The following is a 23,292-nucleotide window of genomic DNA, read 5'->3' as shown; positions in this document are numbered from 1 at the left end:
CGGTGCGGGGCCGAAAATGAGCGAAGCCCCCGGGACCTTGTGAGTCCCGAGGGCCATCGCCGTGGCTCCGACCGGCGTCGATCCGGTGACCTTTCGATTTTCAGTCGAACGCTCTACCAACTGAGCTACAGAGCCTAGAGGCGTGATCGCCCAGCCGTTTCCGACTGAGCGACCCGCATCCGCGACCTCGACGGGACTTGAACCCGCGACCTCCGCCGTGACAGGGCGGCGCGCTAACCAACTGCGCCACGAGGCCAATATTCATCACTGTACGTGACTCGTACCCCCAACGGGATTCGAACCCGTGCTACCGCCGTGAAAGGGCGGGGTCCTAGGCCGCTAGACGATGGGGGCCCGGTTGCCCTTGGCGTCGTCGCGCCTCGAACCGGGATGTACGGTATTGGGCCGGACCGTCTCTGCGCAAATCTTCGGGGCGTGAGCCTGCTCACCAGCATTCGAGCAGGCGGCACCGCACCACCGATACCGCCTCCGACGCCGACGCCGGAACGCGGAGTCGGCAGGCTTCCCTGCGGACTGCGGGCGCCCTCTCCGCGGCATGTATGACGTGACGGCCCTTATGACGGCCCGCACGGCGCCCCCGTGGCAGGCTTCCGTACATGAGCCCGACGTACCTGTCCGAGACCGAGTTCGAAGCCGCCGTGGCGGACGCCCTGGAGATGATCCCGGAGGAACTCGCAACTCAGATGGACAACGTAGTGGTGCTGGTCGAGGACGAGCCAGATCCGGAGATGCTCACCGACGCGGACTACGACGAAGACGGCAGGCCCACACTGCTGGGCCTGTACGAAGGCGTACCGCTGACCGAGCGCGACGCCGGCTGGTCCCTGGTCCTGCCCGACCGCATCCTCATCTTCCAAGGACCACTGCAACGCTGGTGCAGCTCACGCCAGGAACTGGTCGAGCAGGTGGCGGTGACGGTCATTCATGAGGTTGCCCACCACTTCGGCATCTCGGATACGCGCCTGCACGAGCTCGGCTGGGAGTAAAAACCGGCAGCCACGCGGGCACATGCGCTTCACTCCCACCGCTATTACATGTGACACTACCGTTATGACCACAGCCGCACCTGGGGACCCATCATCGCCCGAGGCACGCCATCTGAGCACCTCGTCAACGCCGCCTCGCCGCGAGACGCGCATGAGCCGCCGCCGCCCAGAGGGGCTGGTAGCCCACGGACCGGTGGGGGATCCGGTAATCACCGCCCGCAACCTGTCCAAGATCTTCGGCGACGAGCAGAGCGCCGTCACCGCCCTGGAGTCGGTGGACGCGCATCTGGCACACGGGCGCCTGACCGCCATCCTCGGCCCGTCCGGTGCCGGCAAGACCACCCTACTGCGCTGTCTGGCGGGCTTGGAGACACCCACCTCCGGAACCATCATCCTTGCCGGCGAGGAGATCTCCCTGCTCAACCAACGACGCCTGACCCAACTGCGCCGCGAGCGGATCGGACTGATCTTCGAGTCCCAGAACCTCGTCCCCTCCCTGAGCGTCGTAGAGAACATCACCCTGCCACTCACCCTGGCCCGACGGCAGGTTGACACGGCGCGCCTGGACCGGATCGTCGACGTCGCCGGCCTGCGTGGCCGCCTCGATTACGGCGTCGGCGAGCTGACCCCGGAACTGGCGCAGCGCGTGGCCTGCGCCCGCGCGCTCCTCGGCGCCCCCGCGGTAGTGCTCGCCGACGAGCCGACCGGAGCCCTCGGCTCGGCGGCCGCGATGCAGGTACTGCGCATTCTGCGTACTGCGGTCGACGAGCTGGAGCAGAGCGTCGTCGTCGCCACCCACGACGCCGAGGTTGCCGCCCAGGCGGATACGGTCCTGTTCCTGCACGACGGCAATGTCGTAGCCGAGATGAACCAGCCCGACCGGGATCGGCTCCTGGACGCGCTGCACGACCTGGGTGACCCGTCCCGTGCTGGAATCGGCGTCGGCGGGGGTGAGCGGGAGGTCTCGCAGGTAGAGGAGGCCTGGGCGCAGCCACTCAGCGCGCGCAGGCCCGCCCGTTCCCGCGGCGACCGTCCCCGCGACTGGGAGGACACCGGCGAGCGGTCCCGCCCCGGACGGAACGCACGCACCTACGACGCGGCCCCCCACGACTGGGATGACCCGGGCGAGCGCCGGGGCGGAGGCGGGCGCCGCCCGAGCCGCTCCACCGACACGGGCGGCACTGACAACGCCGACCGCAACAACCCCTGGGGCTACCAGTGATTCGCGTGGTCTGGCGCGGCGTGCGCATGGGACCGGGTCCCTCACTTCTGCTCGCGGTGGTCGCCGCCGCAGCGACGGTCTGCATGGCCGGCGCCTTCACCGTGGCGGCGGGCGGTCACGGCACCGGGGCCCCGGCCCTCGGCGAGGCCGGGACGCAGCTCGGCGCATATGGACGCGCCCTGGTCCTGCTGTTCGCAATCCTGATAGGGCTGGCGGTAGCGCTGGTCATAGCCGCGACGTTCAGCAGTAGCCTGCGGCGACGCGCCGGGGCGCTTGCGCTTCTCAAGGCGAATGGGGTGTCGACGCCGATGCTGCTGGGGGCGGTAGTCGCCCAGGCGCTCACCATCGGGTTGCTGGGCGGCGCGCTCGGGCTGCTCGCCGGCTTGGGGGCATCGCGGCTGCCCTCCGCTGAGATCCCGTCGGTTCTCACCGTGCCCTGGGACTCCGATGAGGCGCTGCTGCCGCTGGAGCTGGCCATCGGCGCCACCCTGCTGGCAACGCTGGTCGGCGCCCTGCCGCCTGCCCTGCACGCGGCCGGCCTCCCGGCGGGGCCGGCACCATCCCCGCTCCCGGCTGCGCCGCGGCAGGCGGACCTGCCCGGAGTCGGCGGCATCTGCGGCATCGCACTCCTGGCCATCGGTGCTGTCGGCACCGGGGTCGCCTGGCGCATGGACACCCTGCCCCACCGCGTCGGCATACTGGGCCTCGCTGCCGGAGCGCTGCTCACCGGCCTACTGGTGGGCCTGCCTACTCTGCTGCAGCCCCTGGTAGCCCTACTGGGCCTGCCGGCGCGCCTGGGTTCCAGCGGCCGGCTGGCACTGCGCCACCTGGCGGCCGATCCACGCGGCGCGGCAGCCATCGCGGTGGCCCCGATGCTCGCCGCCATGGCGGCGAGCGCGGGCGCAACCCAGGCAGTCTCGCTGCGCGCCGCCCTCGCGCACGGCACCGCGGAGGGGCTCTCCCCGGAACCGGTGACCGCGCAGCTGGAGGCGCTGCCAACGCTCATGGCGGGCGCGAGCGCGCTCAGCGGCCTGTGTGCAGCGGCGGCCCTGGCGGCAGGGACCCGCGCGCGCACGGACGAGGGTGTGCTCATGCTGGCGCTCGGACAGACCCGCGGCCAGCGCGCCGCGCAGCTTCTGTGCGAGTTCGTACTCGCTACTGCCGCAGGAATCGTGCTGGGTGCGGCGGTCGGCCTGCTCCTGGCCGGGGCCACCGAGGACGTGCTGACCGGACTGGGCGGTGGCGCGCCTGCCATCCCCGGGCGGCAGCTGGCACTGCTGCTGGCGCTCGGCTGCGGCGTCGGCATACTGTCCGCAGCGGTTATTGCTGTTATACCCACGGGCAGGCGGGCAGGCGCCTCTGCACCGGGGGCGACGCCGGAGCCGAGCTGGTGAGGCCGCACCGCAAGTCGTGTCGGCCACACAACCTCGCGGGGCACCTGCATAACCCCGCCCGATTCCGTTACGATGCAATTACATGCCCGTTTAGCCTCTGCGACGAGGCGGGTGGCCTCCACCCGCTCCCGCCGCATCCAGCCCCGGGCAGCAAAGGCCCCGCCCGCACCTGTTGAGGAATGCCATGGCGAAGACAACCATCTTCATCTTCCACCCCGATCTCAGCCAGTCCACCATCAACCTGCGCCTGGCGCAGGCGGCGGAGGGCCTGGAGGGAGTCGAGATCCGAGACATGTACGCGCTGTACCCCGACTTCAACTTCGATGTCGAGGCCGAGCAGGACTTGCTGGAGCGCACGGATCGAATCGTGCTGCAGTTCCCGATTCAGTGGTACTCCAGTCCGCCTTTGCTGAAGAAGTGGGAGGACGACGTCCTGACGTGGGGCTGGGCCTACGGCACCAACGGGGACGCCCTGCAGGGCAAGGAGCTGCTTCTGGCCGTGTCCGCCGGTGCGGTGGCGGCCCACTATCGGCGCTTCGACACCCGCCGCTCGGTCACCGATGTGCTGTTCCGGCGGCGCCGCCGCGACCGTGACGCCGCCTCCTCCGGCTACACCATGAACGACGTGCTGCGCCCCTTCCAGGCCACCAGCGTGATCATTGGCACCGAGTACCTCGAGCCCTTCGTCACCCCGGGGGCGACGACGATGCACACGGCGGACCTGGAGGCGCGCGCCAAGGCCTACGCCCGCTATGTGACTTCGCGCAAGCTGCGCGTACTGGACACCTACCAGTAGCACCTTCCGCAGCACCGCCGGTACCTCCACCGGAGGCGGGTATCCCGCCCGTCTCATGCCCGGCGTCGGGGCGGTGGGGCGCCGGGGCGGTGGGTCGGCATTTCAGGTGCCGTTTCAGCCTATTCCCCATTGGGAGGCGTCTCTTCCCACATGGGACTACGGCGCCCGGGAGCCCGTGGGCGGCTAACCTCATGCCACGATGCCTCAACCCCGTTCCTTCCGCGCCGCCGCCCGGCGGCTCCTGCCGCAACCGAATGCCCCGCTCCCCCAGCCCCCCTCAGGCATTACTCCGGGGCGGCTGTTGCGCTGGCTGCTACGGCGCGCCGCCGCCCCGCTGACCGTCGCCACCTTGGCGGCGATCATCTCCAGCATCATTCAGGCGATTGTGCCCTCATTCCTGGGTGCCGCCTTGGACGCCGGCATTGAGCATGGCCTGAACCCCAGGGTCTGGGCGATCGCGCTCACGCTGCTGGGGCTGTTCATCGTGTACGCGGTGGGTGACACGATGTTGTCTTACTTCCGCATCCACGCGTGGATGCGGATCAACTTCGACATCGGCCGCCTGGTCGGCCGCCAGGTGTCCACCACCGGCGCCGGCCTGACCCGACAGGTGTCCTCCGGGGAGGTCGCCTCGATTGTCGCCTCGGATGCGCAGTACATCGGTAACTTTGCCGAGCGGCTTCCGGAGCTGATCGGATCGGCCTGCGCCTTCCTGGTGGTCGCCGCAGTGATGCTGAGCACGTCGGTGCGGCTGGGTGTGATCGTGCTGGTGGGGATGCCGCTGGTGGCATGGGCGGTTACTCCCGTCATCCGGCCGCTGCAGCGGCGCCAGTCGGTGCAGCGCGAGGCCCAGTCGGCGCTTACCACTATCACCACCGACACTGTTGCCGGGCTGCGGATTCTGCGCGGGATCGGCGGGGAGGACGTGTTCGCGCGCCGCTACCAGGAGGCCTCGCAGGAGTTGCGGCGCCGCGGTGTGGCCGTGGCCGGAACCCAGTCGGTGCTGATGAGCCTGCAGGTGCTGCTGCCAGGGCTGTTCGTCGCCGTCGTCGTCTGGGCGGCAGCCCGGATGGCGATCACGGGGGCGATCACCGCCGGCGAGCTGGTGACCTTCTACGGTTATACCGCCTACCTGTCCTGGCCCCTGATGGTCTTCTCCTACTCGGTGCAGGACTACACGCGCGCCCTGGTGGGGGTGCGGCGCCTGGCCCGCCTGCTTGTGGTCAGGCCCGAGGCCGGCACGGTTGAGGAGCGGCTGGTCCTCGATCCGGCCCGCCCGGAGCGGATCGCCGGCGACCTGTTGGACTCCGGCTCCGGCGTGCGCGTGGCCGCGGGGCGCATGACCGCGCTCGTGGCGGCGGATCCGGACGTATCCGCCGAGCTGGCCGTTCGCCTGGGCCGCTTCGACGACGCCGCTCCGGCCGTCACGCTCGCCGGCCGCCCGCTGACGGAACTTCCCCTGGCGCAGGTGCGCGCCTCCGTCGTGGTCTCCGGGGCCACGGCGCAACTGTTCACCGGGACCCTGCGTGAGGCTTTGGACGCGCGCGGAGCCGCCTCCCCCGTGCCGGTAGATGTTGCTGCCCTGGTGGCTGCGGAGCGCGATCGGGTTGGGGTGGCAGACGTAGACCAGAACGTGCACGCGGCGGTGACGCATGTGGACGGCGATGAGCGGCTGCTCGCCGCCTTGGAGGTGGCTGACGCCCACGACGTCCTGTCCTCGCTGGACCTGGGCCTGGCGGGCATGATCACCGAGCGCGGCAGGTCATTGTCCGGTGGTCAGCGCCAGCGCGTCGCCCTGGCTCGGGCACTGCTTACGCAGGCGCCCACACTGGTGCTGGTTGAGCCGACCAGTGCGCTGGACTCGCATACGGAGGCCCGCGTGGCACGTCGCCTGCGCGACGCCCGGTCCGGTAGCACCACAGTCATCACAACCGCCTCGCCCTTGGTTCTAGAGGCCTGCGACGAGGTCGTCTTCCTCGATCACGCCGGCCGCGAGCGCCTACGCGCCCCGCACCGGGAGCTGCTCGCCCGTGCGCGCGCCGGCGAGCCGGACGCTGTTGCCTACCGGGGAGTCGTAGCCCGCGCGATAGGACAGGACGCGGGCACGGCGCAGTCTCGGCACGGGGCGGGCACGGCGCAGTCTCGGCACGGGGCGGGCACGGCGCAGTCTCGGCACGGGGCGGGCACGGCGCAGTTCCAGCAGGACGCCGTCGTCCCCACCGAGGAGGTGAAGCCCTGATGGCACTGCCCGTAGCCCCCGGCAAGGTGGCCATGCGCAAGACCTTCGGCATCATGGCCGCCTACCGCATGCGATTCGTGTGGGTGCTGGTGCTGCAGATAGCCGCGGTGCTGGCCACCCTGGTAGCCCCACAGCTGCTGGGTCGGCTGGTGACCCGCGTGTCTGCGGGTACCGCCACGGTCGATTATGTGGACAAGATCGTCCTGGTGATCGTGCTGGTCACGCTCGTCGGGGCGCTGATCAACCGCTTTGCGCAGATGCGTGCGCGCACCCTCGGGGAGTCCGTGTTCGCGGACCTGCGCGAGCGCATGATGAACCGGGTGGTGCACCTGCCGCTGTCAGCCGTCGAGTCCGCGGGCACCGGCGACCTGGTGGGTCGCACCACTAATGACGTTTCCCGCATCGAGTTCCTGGTGCGGGTGGGCGTGCCCCAGATCATGGTTTGCACGGTGACGATTGTCTTCACTATCGCCGCGGCGGCGGTGTCCAATCCGCTGCTGGCGGCAGGGCTGCTGGTGGTGGGCCCGCCGGTGTGGGCGATGATGCGCTGGTACCTGCCGATCTCGGTGCCCGCATACCGTGCCGGCTCAGCCGCCGATGCGCGGGTGAATGGCGTCGTCTCGGAGACGGTGGACCATGTGTTCACGGTTGACGCGCTGGGGATAGGGCGTCGGCGGGAGGAGGTCATCGCCGCGTCAGTCGCGGAGGCCTGGAGCCTGGAGAAGTTCACTGCCTGGCTGCGGGTGCGCCTGTACCTGGTGCTGGATGTGGCGTGGCGGGCCCCGGTGGTGGTGATTCTGCTGTGGGGAGGTTTTCTGGCGTCTCGCGGGTGGGTGAGCCTAGGTGCTATCACCACGGTGACCTTGTACGCCATGGAGCTGCGCAAGCCGATTGGCCAGCTGATGTACTGGATTGACCAGGTGCAGGTGTCCCAGGCCTCGCTCACGCGCATCCTGGGCGTGGAGGAGGTGCCGGACGACCGCACCCCCACCGGGGCCGTCCCTGCCGACACGCACATGCGTCTACGTGACGTCCGCTTCGCCTACCGGGAGGGGCTGGAGGTGCTCCACGGGATCGACCTGGACCTGGTGCCTGGTGAGCGGCTCGCCGTCGTCGGCCCGTCCGGGTCGGGCAAGTCGACGCTGGGGCGCATGCTGGCCGGCATCAACCCACCCACATCCGGTTCCGTGACGGTTGGTGGCGTACCGCTGACGGATCTGCCTGAAACGGAGCTGCGTAGGCACGTGGCGCTGGTCACGCAGGAGCAGCACGTGTTCGCAGGGACGATCGCCGACAACGTGCGCCTGGGCCGCCCGGAGGCCGACGACGTGACCATCGCCAACGCGATCGCCGCCATCGGTGCGCACAAGTGGGTGGATGAGCTGCCCGATGGCATGCACACGCTGGTCGGTTCGGGGAACTTGACGCTTACGCCGGCGCAAGCGCAGGAGGTGGCGCTGGCACGACTGGTGCTGCTGGATCCGCACACACTGATCCTGGACGAGGCGACGTCGTTGCTCGACCCGCACGCGGCTCGGACCTTGGAGAGGACACTGTCGACGGCGCTGGCCGGGCGCACGGTGATCGAGGTGGCGCACCGCCTGTACACGGCTCAGGACGCGGATCGGGTCGCGGTGATGCTGGAGGGTCGCATCGTGGAGCTGGGTACGCATGACGAGTTGGTCGCCCTCGGCGGAGAGTATGCGAGCTTGTGGGAGGCCTGGAGCCAAGAGTAGGCCCGTCAAACGGGCGGCAATGATTGCGTCAGGCCGGCCCCTCACCTTGTGTCAGTGCTGGGCTGCGCCAGCGCCCCACGAGTGAATCAGCCACCTAGACGGGGCCAGTCAGGTGCCGCTCAGGCCTGGCATGTGAGATTCTGTTCCGAGCAACGGGAACGGCGGGTCCGCCGCCCCGCGCCGTTACATCCGCCAGGCACAAGAAGGTCGGTTCCATGAGCCAGCAGCCCAACCAGCCCCCGTCGGCACCGCCACGGCAAGACTCTGCAGCGGCAACGCCGACGCTCAGCGAGCTAGTCAACCGGATCTCGGAGAACATCTCCGCACTGGTGCACGGGGAGATCGACCTGGCCAAGGCCAAGGGCAAGCGCATGGCCACCACCATGGGGGTGGGCGGTGCGCTGCTAGCCGTCGGCGGAGTCATCGCCATGTACGGGGTCGGCTTCCTGCTGAGTACCTTCGTCGAGCTCCTCGCCCTGGCTCTGCCGCTATGGGCGGCCAAGCTCATCGTTGCAGCCGTGCTGCTGATCGTGGCCGCCATCGCCGCACTAATCGGCGCCAAGCGCCTCCAGGCCGCCAGGGCAGACATCCCCGATCCTAAGGGGGCCCTCGAGCGCGACCTCAACTCCGTCAAGTCTGCCGCGTCCGCCGGCTTCGAGAAGGGCAACCAGCAGTGAGTGAGAAGAAACCATCCCCCGCGGACCCCACGCCGGAGGAGATTGAGGCCCGCCTCGTAGCCTTGCGCGCCTCGGTGGTGGAGGACGTCGAGGAGCTCGCTCTCCGGCTGGCTCCCGGCACCCTCAAGACCGTGGCGCGCACCACCGCCGCAGCCACGATGACGGACCTGCGCGACCGCGCCCAGTCGGCCGCCGCCGATCTCAAGGCGCGCGCCCGCGGGCAAGAAGCACCCCTGCCGCTCGCCAGTACGCCCAAGGCTGACAGCGCGTCACTGCTTGATCGGGCGCAAAGGCTGTTCGCCGATGCCCGCGACGGCGATCCGCAGGCGCTGGCAATTGTTACCGGCGCGGCCGCAGCGCTGGCGGGCCTGAGCGCCTTCGCCCTGGTCAAGGCGCTGCGGCGCTAGCCGGTCCCGGGGCAACGGCTCGCTGCACGACGCCGCCCGCGACCGGCGTCCTGCCCCGTGCCGCGTCATCGGTGGCTTCATCCGTGGGCCTTACCACGCCCGACGTGCTGCCACCGGAATGGTGTTCCGGCGCGGCAACGTTGTACGGTTGCCCCACGACACATTTGCCCAATTGATGCGCGCCCTTGGCGCGCCCAGAGACACGTTGGAGGGGGTCGAGCCTATGGGGCGCGGCCGTCAGAAGGCCAAGGCGACCAAGGTCGCCCGCAAGCTCAAGTACTTCAGCCCGGAGACGGACTACGCGGCGCTCGAACGCGAGCTCGCCACGGCGTCTTCCGCGGCATCCCCCGACACTCAAACCGACGAGGACATGTACGAGGAGCTGGCCGCCAAATACGGCGTCAACGACGACTGGGACGACGAGGCCGAGGACGCCTGACCCGGGCTTCACTCCGTGAGCCCGGGGCGTCGTCGACACCGGGTACATCTGCGGCACGTCGGCGCGGCTGCACCGGTGGTCGTCCTTGCCCGGCGGTGAGGCAGTTACACCCGCCCCGCCCTGCGCCTACGCTCTCCGGTGCGCTCGGATGCCGCTCAGGCGACCCGGTAGCTCCCGCGCAGGTCAACGCTGCCGCCGTCAACGCCCTTGGTGCCGGAAACCAGTCGGCCCCGCGGCGCGTAGTCGGCGGCGTCACTGACGCTGCCCAGCACCCAGGCGGGCATGCCTGCAGCCTCGGCCCCGCGCAGAACATCCCCAACGGCGTCGGCGGCCACCACGGCGACCATGCCGACCCCCAGGTTGAGGGTGCTCTCGAGGTCGTCCCACGGGACCGCGCCTAGTCGGCGCACGACGTCGAACACCGCGGGCACCACCCAGGTGCCGCGATCGACGTCGGCCACCGTCCCGGCGGGCAGCACACGAGCCAGATTCGCCCCCAGGCCGCCGCCGGTGACGTGCGCCAGGGCGCGAATGCGCAGGGCGGCGGAGTCGGCGTCGGCGGGGTCCACCTGCTCAATCAGGTCAAGCAGCATGCGCGTGTACAGCCGGGTCGGCTCCAGCAGCTCCTCACCAAGCGTGCGGCCGAACTCGGGCACCTCACGCTCCAGGGACCAGCCCGCCTGGTCAACCACGCGTCGCACCAGCGAGTAGCCATTGGAGTGCAGGCCGGAGGCAGCCAGGGCCACAAGCACGTCCCCGGGACGCACCCGCTGCGCGCCAAGGGCCCGGTCGGCCTCAACCACGCCGGTGGCCGCACCGGCGACGTCGTAGTCGTCCGCCCCCATCAGCCCGGGGTGCTCGGCGGTCTCCCCGCCCAGAAGCGGCGTACCGACGGCGGCGCAGGCCTGCGCGACGCCGCGCACGATGTCTGCAATGCGCTGCGGGACCACCTTGCCGCAGGCAATGTAGTCGGTCATGAGCAGGGGGCGGGCACCGACCACCACGATGTCGTCAATGACCATGCCCACCAGGTCCTGCCCGATGGTGTCGTGCACGTCGAGCGCCTGCGCGATAGCGATCTTGGTGCCCACGCCGTCGGTGGAGGTCGCCAGCAGCGGGCGGCGGAAGGCACGCAGTTCCGAGACATCGATCATCCCGGCGAAACCGCCCACTCCTCCGACTACGGCGGGGGTCATGGTGGCGGCAACCGAGGCCTTCATCAGCTCCACCGCCCGGTCTCCCGCCGCCGTGTCTACGCCGGCAGCGGCGTAAGTGATCGGGGCGGCGGAGGCGTCGGCGGGGGGTGTGCTCTGACTCATCGGGCGGGTCCTTCCGGTGCGGGGTCGGTGAGTGCAGCAGCATGCGGCGGAGAACCTGCTGCCGCGGGTGAGGCTGCCGCGGCGTCGGCCGGGTTCCGGTGGGGACTGCCGGCGCTCAGGTCCGGGCGCGTCACCCGTCGCAAAACGGGGGCTCCGGTTCCTGCACCATTGCGGCGCCGGTAGACGCCGGGGACGCGCGTAGCCGCCGGGGCGCCGGCAGCAGCTCCCTGCACAGGCGGAGCGATCGGGTAGTCACCGGTGAAGCATGCGGTGCACAGGGACGCGGCGTCCTGCCCCGAGGCGGCGACCATGCCATCCACGGAGAGGTAGCCGAGGGAATCGGCGCCGATGGAGTCACGGATCTCCTCCACACTCATACCCGTGGCGATCAGCTCGGCGCGGGTGGCGAAGTCGATGCCGTAGTAGCACGGCCACAGCACCGGCGGGGAGGAGATGCGCACATGCACCTGCGCGGCGCCGGCCTCCCGCAGCATGCGCACCAGGGCGCGCTGGGTGTTGCCGCGCACGATCGAGTCATCGACTACCACCAGGCGCTTGCCGGCGATGACCTCCCGCACCGGGTTGAGCTTCAGACGAATACCAAGCTGGCGCAGGGTCTGGGTGGGCTGGATGAAGGTGCGGCCGACGTAGGTGTTCTTCACCAGGCCCTGCCCGTAGGGGATGCCGGAGGCCTGGGCGTAGCCGATGGCGGCCGGGGTACCGGACTCGGGGGTGGCGATCACCAGGTCGGCGTCGACCGGGTGCTCGCGGGCCAGGGCCGCCCCCATGGCGTTGCGGGCGGCGATCACCGAAGTGCCGGCGATGCGCGTATCCGGGCGGGCCAGGTAGACGTACTCGAATACGCAGCCGGCCTGGCGGGGGGTGGCGAAGCGGGAGGAGCGCACGCCGTCGGCGTCGATCTCGATCAGCTCCCCGGGCTCAATCTCCCTGACGAACGTGGCCCCGACGATGTCCAGGGCGGCGCTCTCGGAGGCGACCACCCAGCCGCGCTGCAGGCGACCGAGTACAAGGGGACGCACGCCGTACGGGTCCCGGGCGGCGTACAAGGTGTGCTCGTCCATGAACACCAGGGAGAACGCTCCCCGCAACAGCGGCAGCACGCGCCGGGCCGTGGCCGAGATGCTCAGCGGCGGGGCGGCGTCGGCGTCGGCCACCGGGAGGTACAGGGAGGAGTCGGCGTCGACGGCGTCATAGTCCCAGGCATCCAGGTGCCCGCGCTGGGAGACCAGCTCCATCAGGGCGGCGATGACGGCGGTGTCCGTGGAGGAGCCGCGGCCGAGTTCGCCGGTGAGGTCCTCCCCGCTGGTGCGGTGCACCGCCTCCATGAGCTCGCGGGTGTTGGTGAGATTGCCGTTGTGAGTCAGTGCCAGTGTGGAGCCTGCCACCGGCCCCAGCATCGGCTGGGCGTTCTCCCAGGTGCCCGCGCCCTGGGTGGCGTAGCGGACGTGCCCGACGGCGAGATGGCCGGTGAGACTGGACAGGGCGCCGTCGTCGAACACTTGGGACACGAGGCCGAGGTCCTTGTATACCAGGATGTTGCTGCCGTCGGTGGACGCGATGCCGGCGGCCTCCTGGCCGCGGTGCTGGAGGGCATACAGGCCGAAGTAGGTCAGGCGGGAGGCGTCCTCGCCCGGAGCCCACACACCGAAGACGCCGCACTCCTCGTTCACCTCCTCCCCGGAGGCGAGCGGCGGATCGGGGCGTCGGCGGGCGAGCGCTTCACCGGAGTGCGGGGTGGTCCGGCCGGGGTCACCAAAGCTCACGCCCGCATTCTGTCACACGGCCTGCACCCCTCACCGAAACCGGCACTTGTTACGCGCCGAAACCGGCACTTGTTACGCGCCGAAACCGGCACTTGTTACGCGCCGAGACTGGCACCAACGCGTCGAGGCCGGCCATATCTACCGACCTCGGCACGTAACTACTCCCGACCTCGGCGGCGGGAGGTCAGCAGGGCGCCACCGCCCATAAGACCGAGGGCGAGCGCACCCAGGGCGAGCGGCACGCCGGTACGGGCCAGCGCCCCACGCGTGCCGCTCCCAGTAGCTGAGCCCGGAGCCGCTCGCGTGGTTCCCACCGCCGACGCCACGGGGGTCGGCCCTGCCGGGGCGCCGGCCGACTCGCCCACCGTGGCCGCCGCGCTGGGCGCCACCGCCGGGCTCGGCGTCGCCGTCGGCTCCGGAGAGCCCGAGAGCACGACCTCAGCGGCGACGGCAAGCGTCTCGCTGGAGCCGTCAGCGCCCGTAACGGAGAAGGAGACAACCGCGCATGTCGCGCTCACGCCGTCTACCGTGCACGCCTGGGTGGCGGCGCCGTCGGGGAGCGTGAAGGTCAGCGTGGCCTGGCCGGTTTCGGGCAGGCCCGGCGTGACCGTCTGGTCGACATCGCTCGTGGAGACTGTCCGGACGCTGCCGTCGGCCATGGTGACGGTGGCGGCGACGGAGACGGCGGCATCGCCCCTGCCCTGCTCGGCGGTTGCCGAGTAGCTGAGCCCGGTGAAGCGGGCCGTCACCGCTTCGCCGTCGATAGCGATGGAGGAGCCGACCTGGTGCTTGCGGTAGGAGGCGGTGGCCGGGTTGATCCGCATCAGGTACTCGGAGGTGACCGTGCGGTCGAGGATGCCGGTGTTGATCATCGTCTTCTCACCCAGCGTGGTGAAGTTGTCGCCGCCCGCGAGGAGGAAGGTGTTGGAGGCGACGGCGACGCTCGCTGCGTCGTCGAGCAGCTCGCCGTCGATGTAGACGGCGTCGATGACCCGCGAGCGCGCATCGGCGATGGCACCTGCGAGGCCCGCACTGAGCGCACCCCGCTCCTCCTCGGAAGCGGTGGAGATCTGCGTGAAGTAGTCCTCGAGCTGGTCGGCGGCGTCCTGGTCGAGGTAGACCGCCACGTTGTCAGAGGTTCCGAGCATGAGTGCTGCACGCGTGGTCGTCGGTTGGAACTGCTCGGCGAGCACCTGCTTTACCTGCGCGCCCGTGTAGGTGGCGTAGGCCATCTCGTTGCCGAAGGGCTGCACCGTGTAGGCCTGGCCCGAGGTGAGTTCACCCGCAAGGTAGTCGGCGCGCACACCGCCGGGGTTCATCAGCCCGATCGAGTAGTCGGCGTCCGGCTGGATGTCCGTGGACAGCCAGGAGGCGAAGGATGTGGCAATGAGGTTGGAGGCGGTGGACTCGGTGGAGCGGTTGGCCCCGTAGTCCGTGCCGGTGTCGGTGCCGCGGAGGAAGCTCGACCCCAGGGTGGTGATGACCTCGTTGCCCGCGGCCTCGGAGTCCGTCTTCGCCTGCGCGACGATCCCGGCCACGCCGTAGGCGTCGGTGGTGCAGTCGGACTCCGCCAGGTCGAGGTTGCGGGCGGTGGCGGCGGTGACGGCCTTCGTGCCGTCGGCGGATGTGGTCACCGTCAGGGAGATCTCGCCGAGCTTGAGGCCGTAGTGGTCGGGCTGGACGACGGCGATGTCCGTGCCGTCAGTCGACTTCACAACCTCGGCAAAGGGCACGTGGGTGTGGCCGGCGACGACGGCGTCGACGGCGCCGTTGAACTGGTTGCCGTAGATGGCGGCGTCCTCGTGGGCCAGGACCACGACCACGTCGGCCTCCCCGTTGGCGGCGTCGCCGTCCTTCAGTGCGGTGGCGCGCGTGTTGGCCGTGGCGGTCGCATCGGACACCGTGAGGCCCTCAAGCGCGGACTTGGACACCAGACTGGGCAGCTCCTCTGTGACGACACCGATGAAGCCGACCGTGACGCCATCGACCTCGGTGATCCAGGTACCGTTGCCGGAGCCCTCGGCGGCCAGGGCGGCGTTGCCGGTGACGTTGGCGGACAGGATCGGGGCGTTGAAGGCGGGTAGGAGCCGGTCGGCGAGGTCGGTGATGCCCTTGTCGAACTCGTGGTTGCCGGCGCTGGTGACATCCAGGCCGATGGCGTTGAGGACGTCGATGGTGGGCTGGTCGTCGAGGATCGAGGAGATGTAGGCGCTGCCGCCAACGTTGTCTCCGTTGGAGACGAAGAGCGTGCTGGGGTTGCGGGCGCGGGCGGCGGCTACCTCGCAGGCCAGAGTGACCGCGCCGGGCTCATCGCTCGTGGTCTCGATGTGCCCGTGCAGGTCGGTGATGCCGAGGATATTGAGCGTGGTGGTTGCGTCTGCGGGATCCGCGGCCGCGGCCGGGGTAACGAGTGCCGGCGTGACGAGGGTTAGGGCCAGGGCCGCGGTGAAGGCGGCGAGGCGACGGTATAGGTGTGGCATGACCAGTCTCGGGAGGTTAGTGGGGACGGAAGACCCGCCAAGTGTAGGGCACTTCACACCGTCGCGGGGCCGGCAGCCATGCTTCGAGACCGTCCGGGAGGTGTGAATGCCCGGCTTGAGGAAGTGGCGAGTGCCTGGCGAAGGCCGCCGTCTAGCGGGCGGATCCCGGCGGGCGCCGAGGTGTGGGTCGCACTCTTCCTTGAGTGTCGGCAGCTCCAGGCGGAACCCTGCCGCTACCCGCCGAATCCGTAGCAAAGAGTCCTGCGCCGTCGGAGCCGCGCTCGCGCCGATACTCCCAGCAACGTGCCGAGGCCGGCCATATCGACCGACCTCGGCACGTAACTTCTACCGATCTCGGTGGTTATAGCAACCGATCTCGGTGGTGGGCGGGGATCAGGCGGCGGCGGCTTCCGCCACGAGCTTGCGGGCCCGCGCCTGCTTGAGGATGAGCACACCGATGGCGGTGACAACCGTTCCCGCGATGATCGAGATGAAGAACCCGAGCAGGTTATCGATCGCGAAGAACACGAAGATGCCACCGTGCGGGGCGCGCGAGCCCACGTGCAGCGCCATGGACAGGGCGCCGGTGACGGCGCCGCCCAGCATCGACGGCGGGATGATGCGCAGCGGGTCCGCGGCGGCGAAGGGGATGGCGCCCTCGGAGATGAAGGACGCACCGAGCAGCCAGGCGGCCCGCCCATTGTCCCGCTCGACGTCGGTGAACAGACCCGGACGCACCGTAGTGGCCAGGGCCAGAGCCAGCGGCGGGACCATACCCGCGGCCATCACGGCGGCCATGATCTCGTAGGAGGCGGCAGTGGCCGCCGACAGGCCGGCCGTGGCGAACAGGTAGGCGGCCTTGTTGACCGGGCCACCCAGGTCGAAGCACATCATCAGGCCGAGGATCACGCCCAGGAGGACGGCCGAGCCGGAGCCGGCCATGGAGGTCAGCGAGTTGCTGAGCCAGTTCATCAGCGCGGCCAGCGGGTTGCCGAGCACCATGTACATCAGGGAGCCGACCACCAGGGTGGTGCACAGCGGGATGATCACCACCGGCATCAGGCTGCGCAGCCAGCGGGGCACGTCCAGCCCCGCCAGCCAGGCCGCCATGTAGCCGGCGAGCAGGCCGCCGATCAGACCGCCGATGAAGCCGGCGCCGATGGCCACCGACAGCGCGCCCATGGCGAAGCCGGGGGCGATACCGGGGCGTCCGGCCAGGCCGAAGGCCGTGTACCCGGCCAGGGCCGGTACCAGGAAGTTCATGGCGGTGGAGCCGAGCATGAAGAAGACTGCACCGATGTAAGCCATCAGCGGCGAGCCGCCCAGTGCGTTGGGGGCGGCCAGGTCCGGGTTGGCCAGGTCGGGCAGGTTCCACAGGCTGGAGTCGGTGACGATGTTGGCGGCGTTGTTCGTGATGTCGTAGCCGCCGAAGAGGAAGCCCAGGGCGGTGAGCAGACCGCCCGCGGCCACGAAGGGGATCATGTAGGACACGCCGGTCATCACCGAGCGCTGCAGGCGGCGCGCCCAGTGGACGTGCTCCTCCTCGCTCTCGGACTCGCCCCCCGCGGCAGCGGTCACGCGCTTGGCGCCCGGGTCGTCAATGGCGGCCAGGGCCTGGTCCACCAGCGAGCCGGCGTCATTGACGGCGGCCTTCACGCCGACGTCGATGACGGGCTTGCCGGCGAAGCGCTCCAGTCCCTTCACCGGCAGGTCGTGGGCGAAGATCACGGCGTCGGCAGCCTGGATGAGCTCGGCGTCGAGCCAGTCGATCTTGCCTGAGCCCTGGCCCTCGATGCGCACGGTGACGCCACGTTCCTTGCCGGCCTGCTCGAGCGCCTCGGCGGCCATGAAGGTGTGGGCGATGCCGGTGGGGCAGGAGGAGACACCGACGATCACGCGGCCCGTGTCCGCGGGTGCGGCCGACTCCCCCGCGGCCGGCGCGCCCGCGGAGGCCGCGGCGCCGCCGTCGAGCAGCTCGGGCTGGACCTGCTCGGTGACCAGGCGGGCGACGTCCTCGGGGGTGGCGGCGGCGCGCAGGGCGTCGGTGAACTCCGACTTCATCAGGCCGCGAGCCAGCTTGGCCAGCAGCTGCAGGTGGAAGTCGTCGGCGCCGGCGGGCGCGGCGATCATGAACACGAGGTCGGCGCCCTGCCCGTCGGCGGCGCCGAAGTCAACGGGCTCGGTCAGGCGGGCGAAGCCGAGCGAGGGGGCCAGCACATGCGGGCTGCGGCAGTGCGGGATGGCGATGCCGCCGGGGATGCCGGTGGGCGCCGTGGCCTCGCGGGCCAGCGCGTCGGCGGCGAGCCCCTCGTTGGTGTCGGCGCGGCCGGCGGCCGCTACGACATCCGCCAGGTAGTTGATGACTGCCTGCTTGTCGGCGCCCGCAGGCGCGTCCAGGCGGACGAGTTCTGGGACGATCAGCGGCGTGTTCGCTGAATTGGTGGGTTGGGACATGGTGTTTTCCTTGCTGTCTCCTGAGAGTGCCGCTCCGCCGCTGCGGGGCGGGTTGGGGTCGGATGCGCAAGCCGGCGGCTCACGCAGGACTGGTAGTTGCGTGCGGGTCTATCGGTTCGATTCGGGGCCTGTCACAGTGGGGTAACCACGGCCGCCTGGTCGGGCAGGTGATCCGGTCCGGGCAGCGTGGTTCCGGGCAGTCCGGCAGCGGCGGAGCCGTAGGCCATGGCGGCGGCCAGGCGCTCCGGCGCGTCTGCGCCTCGCACATCGGCGAGGATGTATCCGGCTACGGAGGAGTCTCCGGCACCGACGGTGGAGATAACGGGGACCTCGGGGGCGGTGGCGCGCCACGCCCCATCGGCGGTGACCAGGACGGCGCCGGCCCCGCCAAGGGTGGCCATTACCGCCCCCACCCCAAGACCCACGAGTACACGCGCCGCCTCCGCCACGGGGGCGTAGTCGCCGGCCAGGGCGCCCTGCTCCAGCGCGGTGGCGCGCTGTGCGGGCAGTCCGGCGAGCTGCCCGAGCTCCTCTCCATTGGGCTTGATCAGGTCCGGTGCCGCTTGCGGCAGAGCTGCCGCCAACGCGGCCAGGGGCGCGTCGGAGGTGTCGACCGCGATGCGCAGCCCCGGGGCCGCCTGTCGCAACAGCCCGACCAGCCGCGCGTACCAGTCGGTGGGGGCGCCGGGCGGCAGCGAGCCGGACAGGATCGCCCAGGAATGCGCCCCTCCCGTGCCTGCATCGTCGGAGTGAGTGGTGCCGGACTGCGCATGACCGGACACCGCCTCGAGCAGGGCCTGCTCCACGGCGTCTACCTCCGCCGCGCTCAGCACGGCCCCGGGCTCGTTGAGCTTGGTGGTGGTGCCGTCGGGCTCGGTGACCGCGGTGTTCACGCGCACCGCACCGGCCACATCCACGGTGACAGGAGTCAGACCGGGCGCGTCCAGCACCTCAAGGGCCGCCACCAGCGGGTCGCGCTCGGGCGCCGGCAGGATGGCTGTTACATCCTGGCCGGAGTGGGCCAGCACGCGGGCCACGTTCAGCCCCTTGCCGCCGGGCTCCGTAGTAACCGCCTGCAAGCGGTTGACTCCGCCGCGGACAAGCGCGCCCGCCAGTGAGACGGTGCGGTCTAATGAGGGGTTGGGAGTCAGAGTGATGATCATGCGAGCAGTACCTCGGTTCCTGTGTCGGCTAGTTGGGCGGCCAGTGGGCTGGGGAGGGCGGCGTCTGTGACCAGCAGGTCAACGTCGTCCAGGTCGGCGAAGGAGACCAGGTGCTCCTGAGCGATCTTGGTGGAGTCGGCCAGGACCACAACACGGCTGGCGGCGCGAACCATGGCGCGCTTGACGGCAGCCTCCTCCGGATCCGGGGTGGACAGGCCGTGCTCGGCGGTCAGGCCGTTAGTCCCCATCACGGCGACGGCTACTCGCAGGGTGGCGAGCACCTCCAGCGCCTCGGGTCCGACGGTGGCCTGGGTGATACCACGCACCTGGCCGCCGAGCATGCGTACGCTCAGGTCGCTGCGGCCGGCCAGGAGGGCGGCTGTGAGGACCGAGTCGGTAATGACTCGCAAGTCCATTCCCTCAGGCAGGAGGCGGGCGAGACAACCCACGGTGGTGCCGGCATCGAGCAGCACGGTGGCGCCGGGTCGGAGCTTCAGGGCACTGACGGCGGCAGCGGCGATGGCCTGCTTGGCGCTAGCGCCAAGCAGCTCGCGCTCGGCAACGGCGGTTTCCGGCAGGGCCAGGACAGTGGCGGGAACTGCGCCGCCGTGGACCTTGCGCAGGGCGCCGGCCCGGTCCAAGGCAGTCAGGTCACGGCGGATGGTCTCAACCGTGACGCCATAACGGGCGGCCAGATCGGCAACAGCAACGCGGCCCTCGCGCGCGACGGCATCAACGATGTCCTGCTGGCGCTGCTCGGCGTTCATCCGCACCTCCCCCATGAAGTCCGTTCGGACACGAGTATATGCCCGAACGGACGCACTTGGGAAGAGTCTTCTTGAAATTCGTCGTAAACCGTGTCCGCTCGGGCGCAATGGCGCCGACGCGGCGCCAATCCGCAGAGCAGTCCCGCGCCGTTCCGCACCGCCCACCACGAGCCGAGCGCGGACGAAGTGTCCATCTCTCCACACTTTCACCGGCAGCGCGCCGCAAGCCTCCAACGGATTCCCCGCTGACCTGGGCAAATGGACAGACACCGCTGCGGCCTACGCTCAAAGTGGCGAGAGATGGACACTTTTGCGCCGACGCATCCCGACGACAATCACCGGTTGGCCGGCTCACGCAGTGACGGCAGCCACCGCCCACAACCGCCAAGCGCTCACGCGCGCCGGCGGCCATGCCTCCGCTCACGCGCACCGGTGAGCACTATGCGGTCACTGCGGCCACGCCGAGCGCTACGCGCGCAGCAGCGGCAGATACGCGGACAGGTCGCAGCGCTCACCGGAGGCGTGCAAGGCACCGGAGGCCAGGGCGTCCTCCCAGCCCAGGCGCCCAGTGGCCAGGCCCAGCCAGGTGGCGGCATCGGTCTCCACCACGCTGGGCGGGGTGCCGCGGCGGTGAACCGTGCCCGAGACCGCCTGCGTCACGCCGAACGGTGGTACCCTCACCTCCACCGCGCGTCCCGGAGCGCAGGCGGTCAGCTCCTCCAACGTGTAGCGCACGGCGGTAGCCGTGTCGGCCCGCTTAGGGCGGTTGCCAGCCGCGGTGTCGGCCGCCCACCGGCGTACGGCCTGAGCGCCGACGGGGGGATCAATACGTCGTCTCACAGGTCTGACGGTACGACACCGGTGCGCCCCCGCAGCCCGCGGCGAATCACGGCATAGCACGCCAGCCCTGCGGCGGCAAGGAGAAGTCCAGCCATCGCACCGATGGAGCCGAGGAAGTCGGGCACACCGGTGTTGGCCAGCACCGGCTCATCCGCAGGCGCAACAATCACCTGAGCTCCATTGGCAGGGCCGCCCGCCTGCGACTGCGCCGCCGCAGCCACCGGGACCAGTGCCTGGAGCTCAAGACCACGGGTAGTGCCATCGCGTGCCACCAGGGTGAAGGAGACCACTGCGCAGGCCGCTGCGGTGCTGACTCCGTCAACGGTCTGCCCCGTCTGCCTGCCGCCACCGGGGCAGACCGTGGTCGCCACATCATCCGGGAGGGCAATGTTCAGTGTGGCAGTGCCAGTCTCTGGGCGCTCGGGAGTGATGGTCGCATCGACCACTGCGCTGGTGAGCTGCTGGGTGGCGCCATCGGCGAGGGCAACCGTCGCAGTTACCTCCTGGGCGGAGCCCGGAGCGGCCTGCTCAGAGGCGGCGGTGAAGCTGAGCCCTGTGAAGCGGACCGTGGCGGCGCCGCCGGCGGCTGCCGTATCCAGGTCGACCCCTACCTGCCGCTTGCTCAAGTCTGCGGCCACCGCGCTACCTGCCCGCAGGTACTCGGCGGTCACCGTACGGTCGAGCACACCGGTGCTGGCGGAGGGAGTCTCACGCAGAACCGTGAACCCGTCACCGCCGGAGAGCATGAAGGAGTTGGAGGCCACCACCACGTCGGCGTCATCAGCGAGTTCCACGTCATCCACGTAGACGGAGCGGATCACGCGTGCGCGGGCGCCCGCAATGGCGTCACTCAGCTCCTCGAGCGTGCGCTCGCCCGCGCAGATGCGCCGCCAGTACTCCTCCAGCTCATCGGCCGCGTCCTGGTTGAGGTAGACACGCACATTGTCTGACACGCCGAGCATGAGTACCGGCCGAGACGTGCCCGGCTGCCACTGCTGAGCAAGCACCGCCTTGAACTGCGCGCCGGTGTAGGTGGCGTATCCCATCGCGTTTCCGAAGGGCTGCACGGTGTAGGCCTCCCCCTCGGTCAACTCGCCGAGCAGGTAGTCCGAGCGCACGCCGCCGGGGTTCATCAACCCGATGTAGTGCTCACCCTCCGGCCGGATCTCATTGGTGAGCCAGGCGCGGTAGGAGTCCGCGATGACGTTGGCGGCGGTGGACTCGGTTGAGCGGTTGGCGCCGGGATCGGAACCGGTGTTGGTACCGCGGTAGAAGCCCGTATTCAGCGCGGTCAGGACCCGGGCGCCGGCGACGCGGGAGTCGCGGACGGCCTGATCGACGATGTCCTGCACGCCGTATGCGTCGGAGGCGCAGCTGGAGGCGGTCAGGTCGATGTTCTTGGCGGCCACCACGGACACGGCGCCGGAGTCCCGGTCAACCGACAGGGTGATGTTCCCCAGCAACTCGCCGTACTGGCCCGACTGGACCACGGCGATACGGTTGCCGTCCTTGCCGGTAATGGCGGCGGCGTGAGCGTCGTGGGTGTGCCCGCCGAAGACGGCGTCGACGGAGCCGTTGAACTGGTTGCTGAACGCGGCCGCGTCCTCATGGGCCAGGACGATCACCACGTCGGCCTCACCGTTGGCAGCATTTCCGTCTTTGAGTGCGGCGGCGCGGGCGTTTACGGTCTCCACCAGGCCCGCGACTTCCACCTCCTCCAGGGCAGCGCTAGTCACCAGGCTTGGCAGCGAGTCGGTCACCGCACCCACGAAGCCCACCGTGACCCCGTCAACCTGCGTGGTCCACACGCCGTCACCGTCGCCCTCGGCCCCAAGCGCTTCGTTTCCGGTGATATTGGCGGCCAGCACGGGAGCATCGAAAGCACCCAGCAGCCGGGAGGAGAGGTCACCAGCGCCCCGGTCGAACTCGTGGTTGCCGGCAGCAGTGACGTCTAGGCCAATGGCATTGAGGACGTCAATGGTGGGCTGATCATCCAGCACCGAGGAGACGTAGGCGGAGCCGCCGACGTTATCCCCGGTGGACACCAGCAGGGTGCCCGGGTGGGCGGCGCGCGCGGCCGCGACCTCACAGGCCAGCGTGACCGCACCGGGCTCTGAAACCAGCAGCGCCCCCTCGGCCTGCGTGGAGACGCGCTCGATATGCCCGCCGAAGTCGGCAATCCCCAGCAGGTTGATCGTCGCGGACGCACCGTCGTCCGCGAGGACTGCCGCCGCGTTCGCTCCGGGGGCGGGGGCGGCCACGACCACCGGGCCGCCGATCGGCGTGACGGCAACCGCCTCTACCGGAGGAGCCACCGCCACGGGGGCAAAAACTGCAAGAGCGAAGGCCGTCAGGGAGACGGACGCCCGAACCAGATGCTGCAGCCTCATGGTTGTCCTTGTGGTGATCATCAGTCGGTCGAACGATTGACACCACCATAAGTGTCAGGACACCTATGGGCCATAGCACATACCAATTAGTAATGATGACAATTTGGGACGCTAAACACTCCTCCGCCTATGAACCCCGGGTGGAGTCCGCGCGCGGGCACACTTTTACGCACGATTA

General features: G+C 70.0%; 17 protein-coding genes and 3 tRNA genes. 9 read left to right on the top strand and 11 right to left on the bottom strand.

The window, feature by feature from the left end; all coding sequences use genetic code 11:
- Positions 1 to 62: 62 nt before the first annotated feature.
- The 3 genes from GZ997_RS03355 to GZ997_RS03345 form a co-directional block, all read right to left on the bottom strand.
- A tRNA-Phe gene (locus GZ997_RS03355) sits at positions 63 to 135 on the bottom strand.
- 47 nt (positions 136 to 182) lie between these two features.
- Positions 183 to 256, bottom strand: a tRNA-Asp gene (locus GZ997_RS03350).
- A gap of 25 nt (positions 257 to 281) precedes the next feature.
- Positions 282 to 354: transfer RNA gene (locus tag GZ997_RS03345), tRNA-Glu, on the bottom strand.
- A 263-nt stretch (positions 355 to 617) separates the two neighbouring features.
- Between GZ997_RS03345 and GZ997_RS03340 the strand changes: the two genes are divergently transcribed.
- The 9 genes from GZ997_RS03340 (at position 618) to GZ997_RS03300 (ending at position 9,917) form a co-directional block, all read left to right on the top strand.
- Positions 618 to 1,007, top strand: a complete 390-nt coding sequence (locus GZ997_RS03340; protein WP_162678848.1) for a metallopeptidase family protein — start codon at positions 618 to 620, stop codon at positions 1,005 to 1,007.
- Positions 1,008 to 1,071: 64 nt separating this feature from the next.
- Positions 1,072 to 2,229: an ABC transporter ATP-binding protein gene (locus GZ997_RS03335; protein WP_238994224.1), complete on the top strand. Its 1,158-nt coding sequence runs from the start codon at positions 1,072 to 1,074 to the stop codon at positions 2,227 to 2,229.
- Between the two features lie 26 nt (positions 2,230 to 2,255).
- Entirely contained in the window at positions 2,256 to 3,623 is a 1,368-nt protein-coding gene (locus tag GZ997_RS03330) for an FtsX-like permease family protein (protein ID WP_162678847.1), read from the top strand.
- 184 nt (positions 3,624 to 3,807) lie between these two features.
- Entirely contained in the window at positions 3,808 to 4,419 is a 612-nt protein-coding gene (locus tag GZ997_RS03325; RefSeq protein ID WP_161923404.1) for an NAD(P)H-dependent oxidoreductase, read from the top strand.
- A 199-nt stretch (positions 4,420 to 4,618) separates the two neighbouring features.
- Positions 4,619 to 6,658: an ABC transporter ATP-binding protein gene (locus tag GZ997_RS03320; protein ID WP_162678846.1), complete on the top strand. Its 2,040-nt coding sequence runs from the start codon at positions 4,619 to 4,621 to the stop codon at positions 6,656 to 6,658.
- Positions 6,658 to 8,394, top strand: a complete 1,737-nt coding sequence (locus GZ997_RS03315; protein ID WP_162678845.1) for an ABC transporter ATP-binding protein — start codon at positions 6,658 to 6,660, stop codon at positions 8,392 to 8,394. Before GZ997_RS03320 ends, GZ997_RS03315 begins: the two co-directional genes overlap by 1 nt.
- Before the next feature lie 215 nt (positions 8,395 to 8,609).
- Entirely contained in the window at positions 8,610 to 9,071 is a 462-nt protein-coding gene (locus GZ997_RS03310) for a phage holin family protein (protein ID WP_162678844.1), read from the top strand.
- Positions 9,068 to 9,478, top strand: a complete 411-nt coding sequence (locus GZ997_RS03305) for a hypothetical protein (protein ID WP_162678843.1) — start codon at positions 9,068 to 9,070, stop codon at positions 9,476 to 9,478. Before GZ997_RS03310 ends, GZ997_RS03305 begins: the two co-directional genes overlap by 4 nt.
- Before the next feature lie 223 nt (positions 9,479 to 9,701).
- Positions 9,702 to 9,917, top strand: a complete 216-nt coding sequence (locus tag GZ997_RS03300; RefSeq protein ID WP_161923401.1) for a DUF3073 domain-containing protein — start codon at positions 9,702 to 9,704, stop codon at positions 9,915 to 9,917.
- A gap of 155 nt (positions 9,918 to 10,072) precedes the next feature.
- On the opposite strand, the gene purM is transcribed toward GZ997_RS03300, so the two are convergent.
- The 8 genes from purM to GZ997_RS03260 form a co-directional block, all read right to left on the bottom strand.
- Positions 10,073 to 11,236, bottom strand: coding sequence for a phosphoribosylformylglycinamidine cyclo-ligase (gene purM, locus GZ997_RS03295; protein ID WP_162678842.1), 1,164 nt, complete (start codon positions 11,234 to 11,236; stop codon positions 10,073 to 10,075).
- Positions 11,233 to 12,927 carry an amidophosphoribosyltransferase gene (purF, locus tag GZ997_RS03290; protein WP_162678852.1) on the bottom strand — a complete coding sequence of 565 codons (1,695 nt, stop codon included), beginning with the start codon at positions 12,925 to 12,927 and terminating at the stop codon, positions 11,233 to 11,235. The genes purM and purF overlap by 4 nt, the downstream gene beginning before the upstream one ends.
- Positions 12,928 to 13,178: 251 nt before the next feature.
- The gene (locus GZ997_RS03285; protein WP_162678841.1) at positions 13,179 to 15,500 is read right to left on the bottom strand and encodes a bifunctional UDP-sugar hydrolase/5'-nucleotidase; all 2,322 of its coding nucleotides are present in this window, start codon (positions 15,498 to 15,500) and stop codon (positions 13,179 to 13,181) included.
- 393 nt (positions 15,501 to 15,893) lie between these two features.
- Positions 15,894 to 17,954 carry a fructose-specific PTS transporter subunit EIIC gene (locus tag GZ997_RS03280; protein WP_161923398.1) on the bottom strand — a complete coding sequence of 687 codons (2,061 nt, stop codon included), beginning with the start codon at positions 17,952 to 17,954 and terminating at the stop codon, positions 15,894 to 15,896.
- Between the two features lie 131 nt (positions 17,955 to 18,085).
- Positions 18,086 to 19,117, bottom strand: coding sequence for a 1-phosphofructokinase family hexose kinase (locus GZ997_RS03275; protein ID WP_162678840.1), 1,032 nt, complete (start codon positions 19,115 to 19,117; stop codon positions 18,086 to 18,088).
- Positions 19,114 to 19,884: a DeoR/GlpR family DNA-binding transcription regulator gene (locus GZ997_RS03270; protein WP_162678839.1), complete on the bottom strand. Its 771-nt coding sequence runs from the start codon at positions 19,882 to 19,884 to the stop codon at positions 19,114 to 19,116. The genes GZ997_RS03275 and GZ997_RS03270 overlap by 4 nt, the downstream gene beginning before the upstream one ends.
- A gap of 468 nt (positions 19,885 to 20,352) precedes the next feature.
- Positions 20,353 to 20,724, bottom strand: coding sequence for a sterol carrier family protein (locus GZ997_RS03265; RefSeq protein WP_161923395.1), 372 nt, complete (start codon positions 20,722 to 20,724; stop codon positions 20,353 to 20,355).
- A complete protein-coding gene (locus GZ997_RS03260) occupies positions 20,721 to 23,114 on the bottom strand; it encodes a 5'-nucleotidase C-terminal domain-containing protein (protein ID WP_162678838.1) in 2,394 nt (797 codons plus the stop codon). Before GZ997_RS03260 ends, GZ997_RS03265 begins: the two co-directional genes overlap by 4 nt.
- Between the last annotated feature and the right edge of the window lie 178 nt (positions 23,115 to 23,292).

The sequence above is a fragment of the Actinomyces sp. 565 genome (assembly GCF_010365615.1).
Classification (GTDB): domain Bacteria; phylum Actinomycetota; class Actinomycetes; order Actinomycetales; family Actinomycetaceae; genus Actinomyces.
Note: the sequence above shows the minus strand (reverse complement) of the source record. Positions and strands in the feature narration are given on the sequence as shown.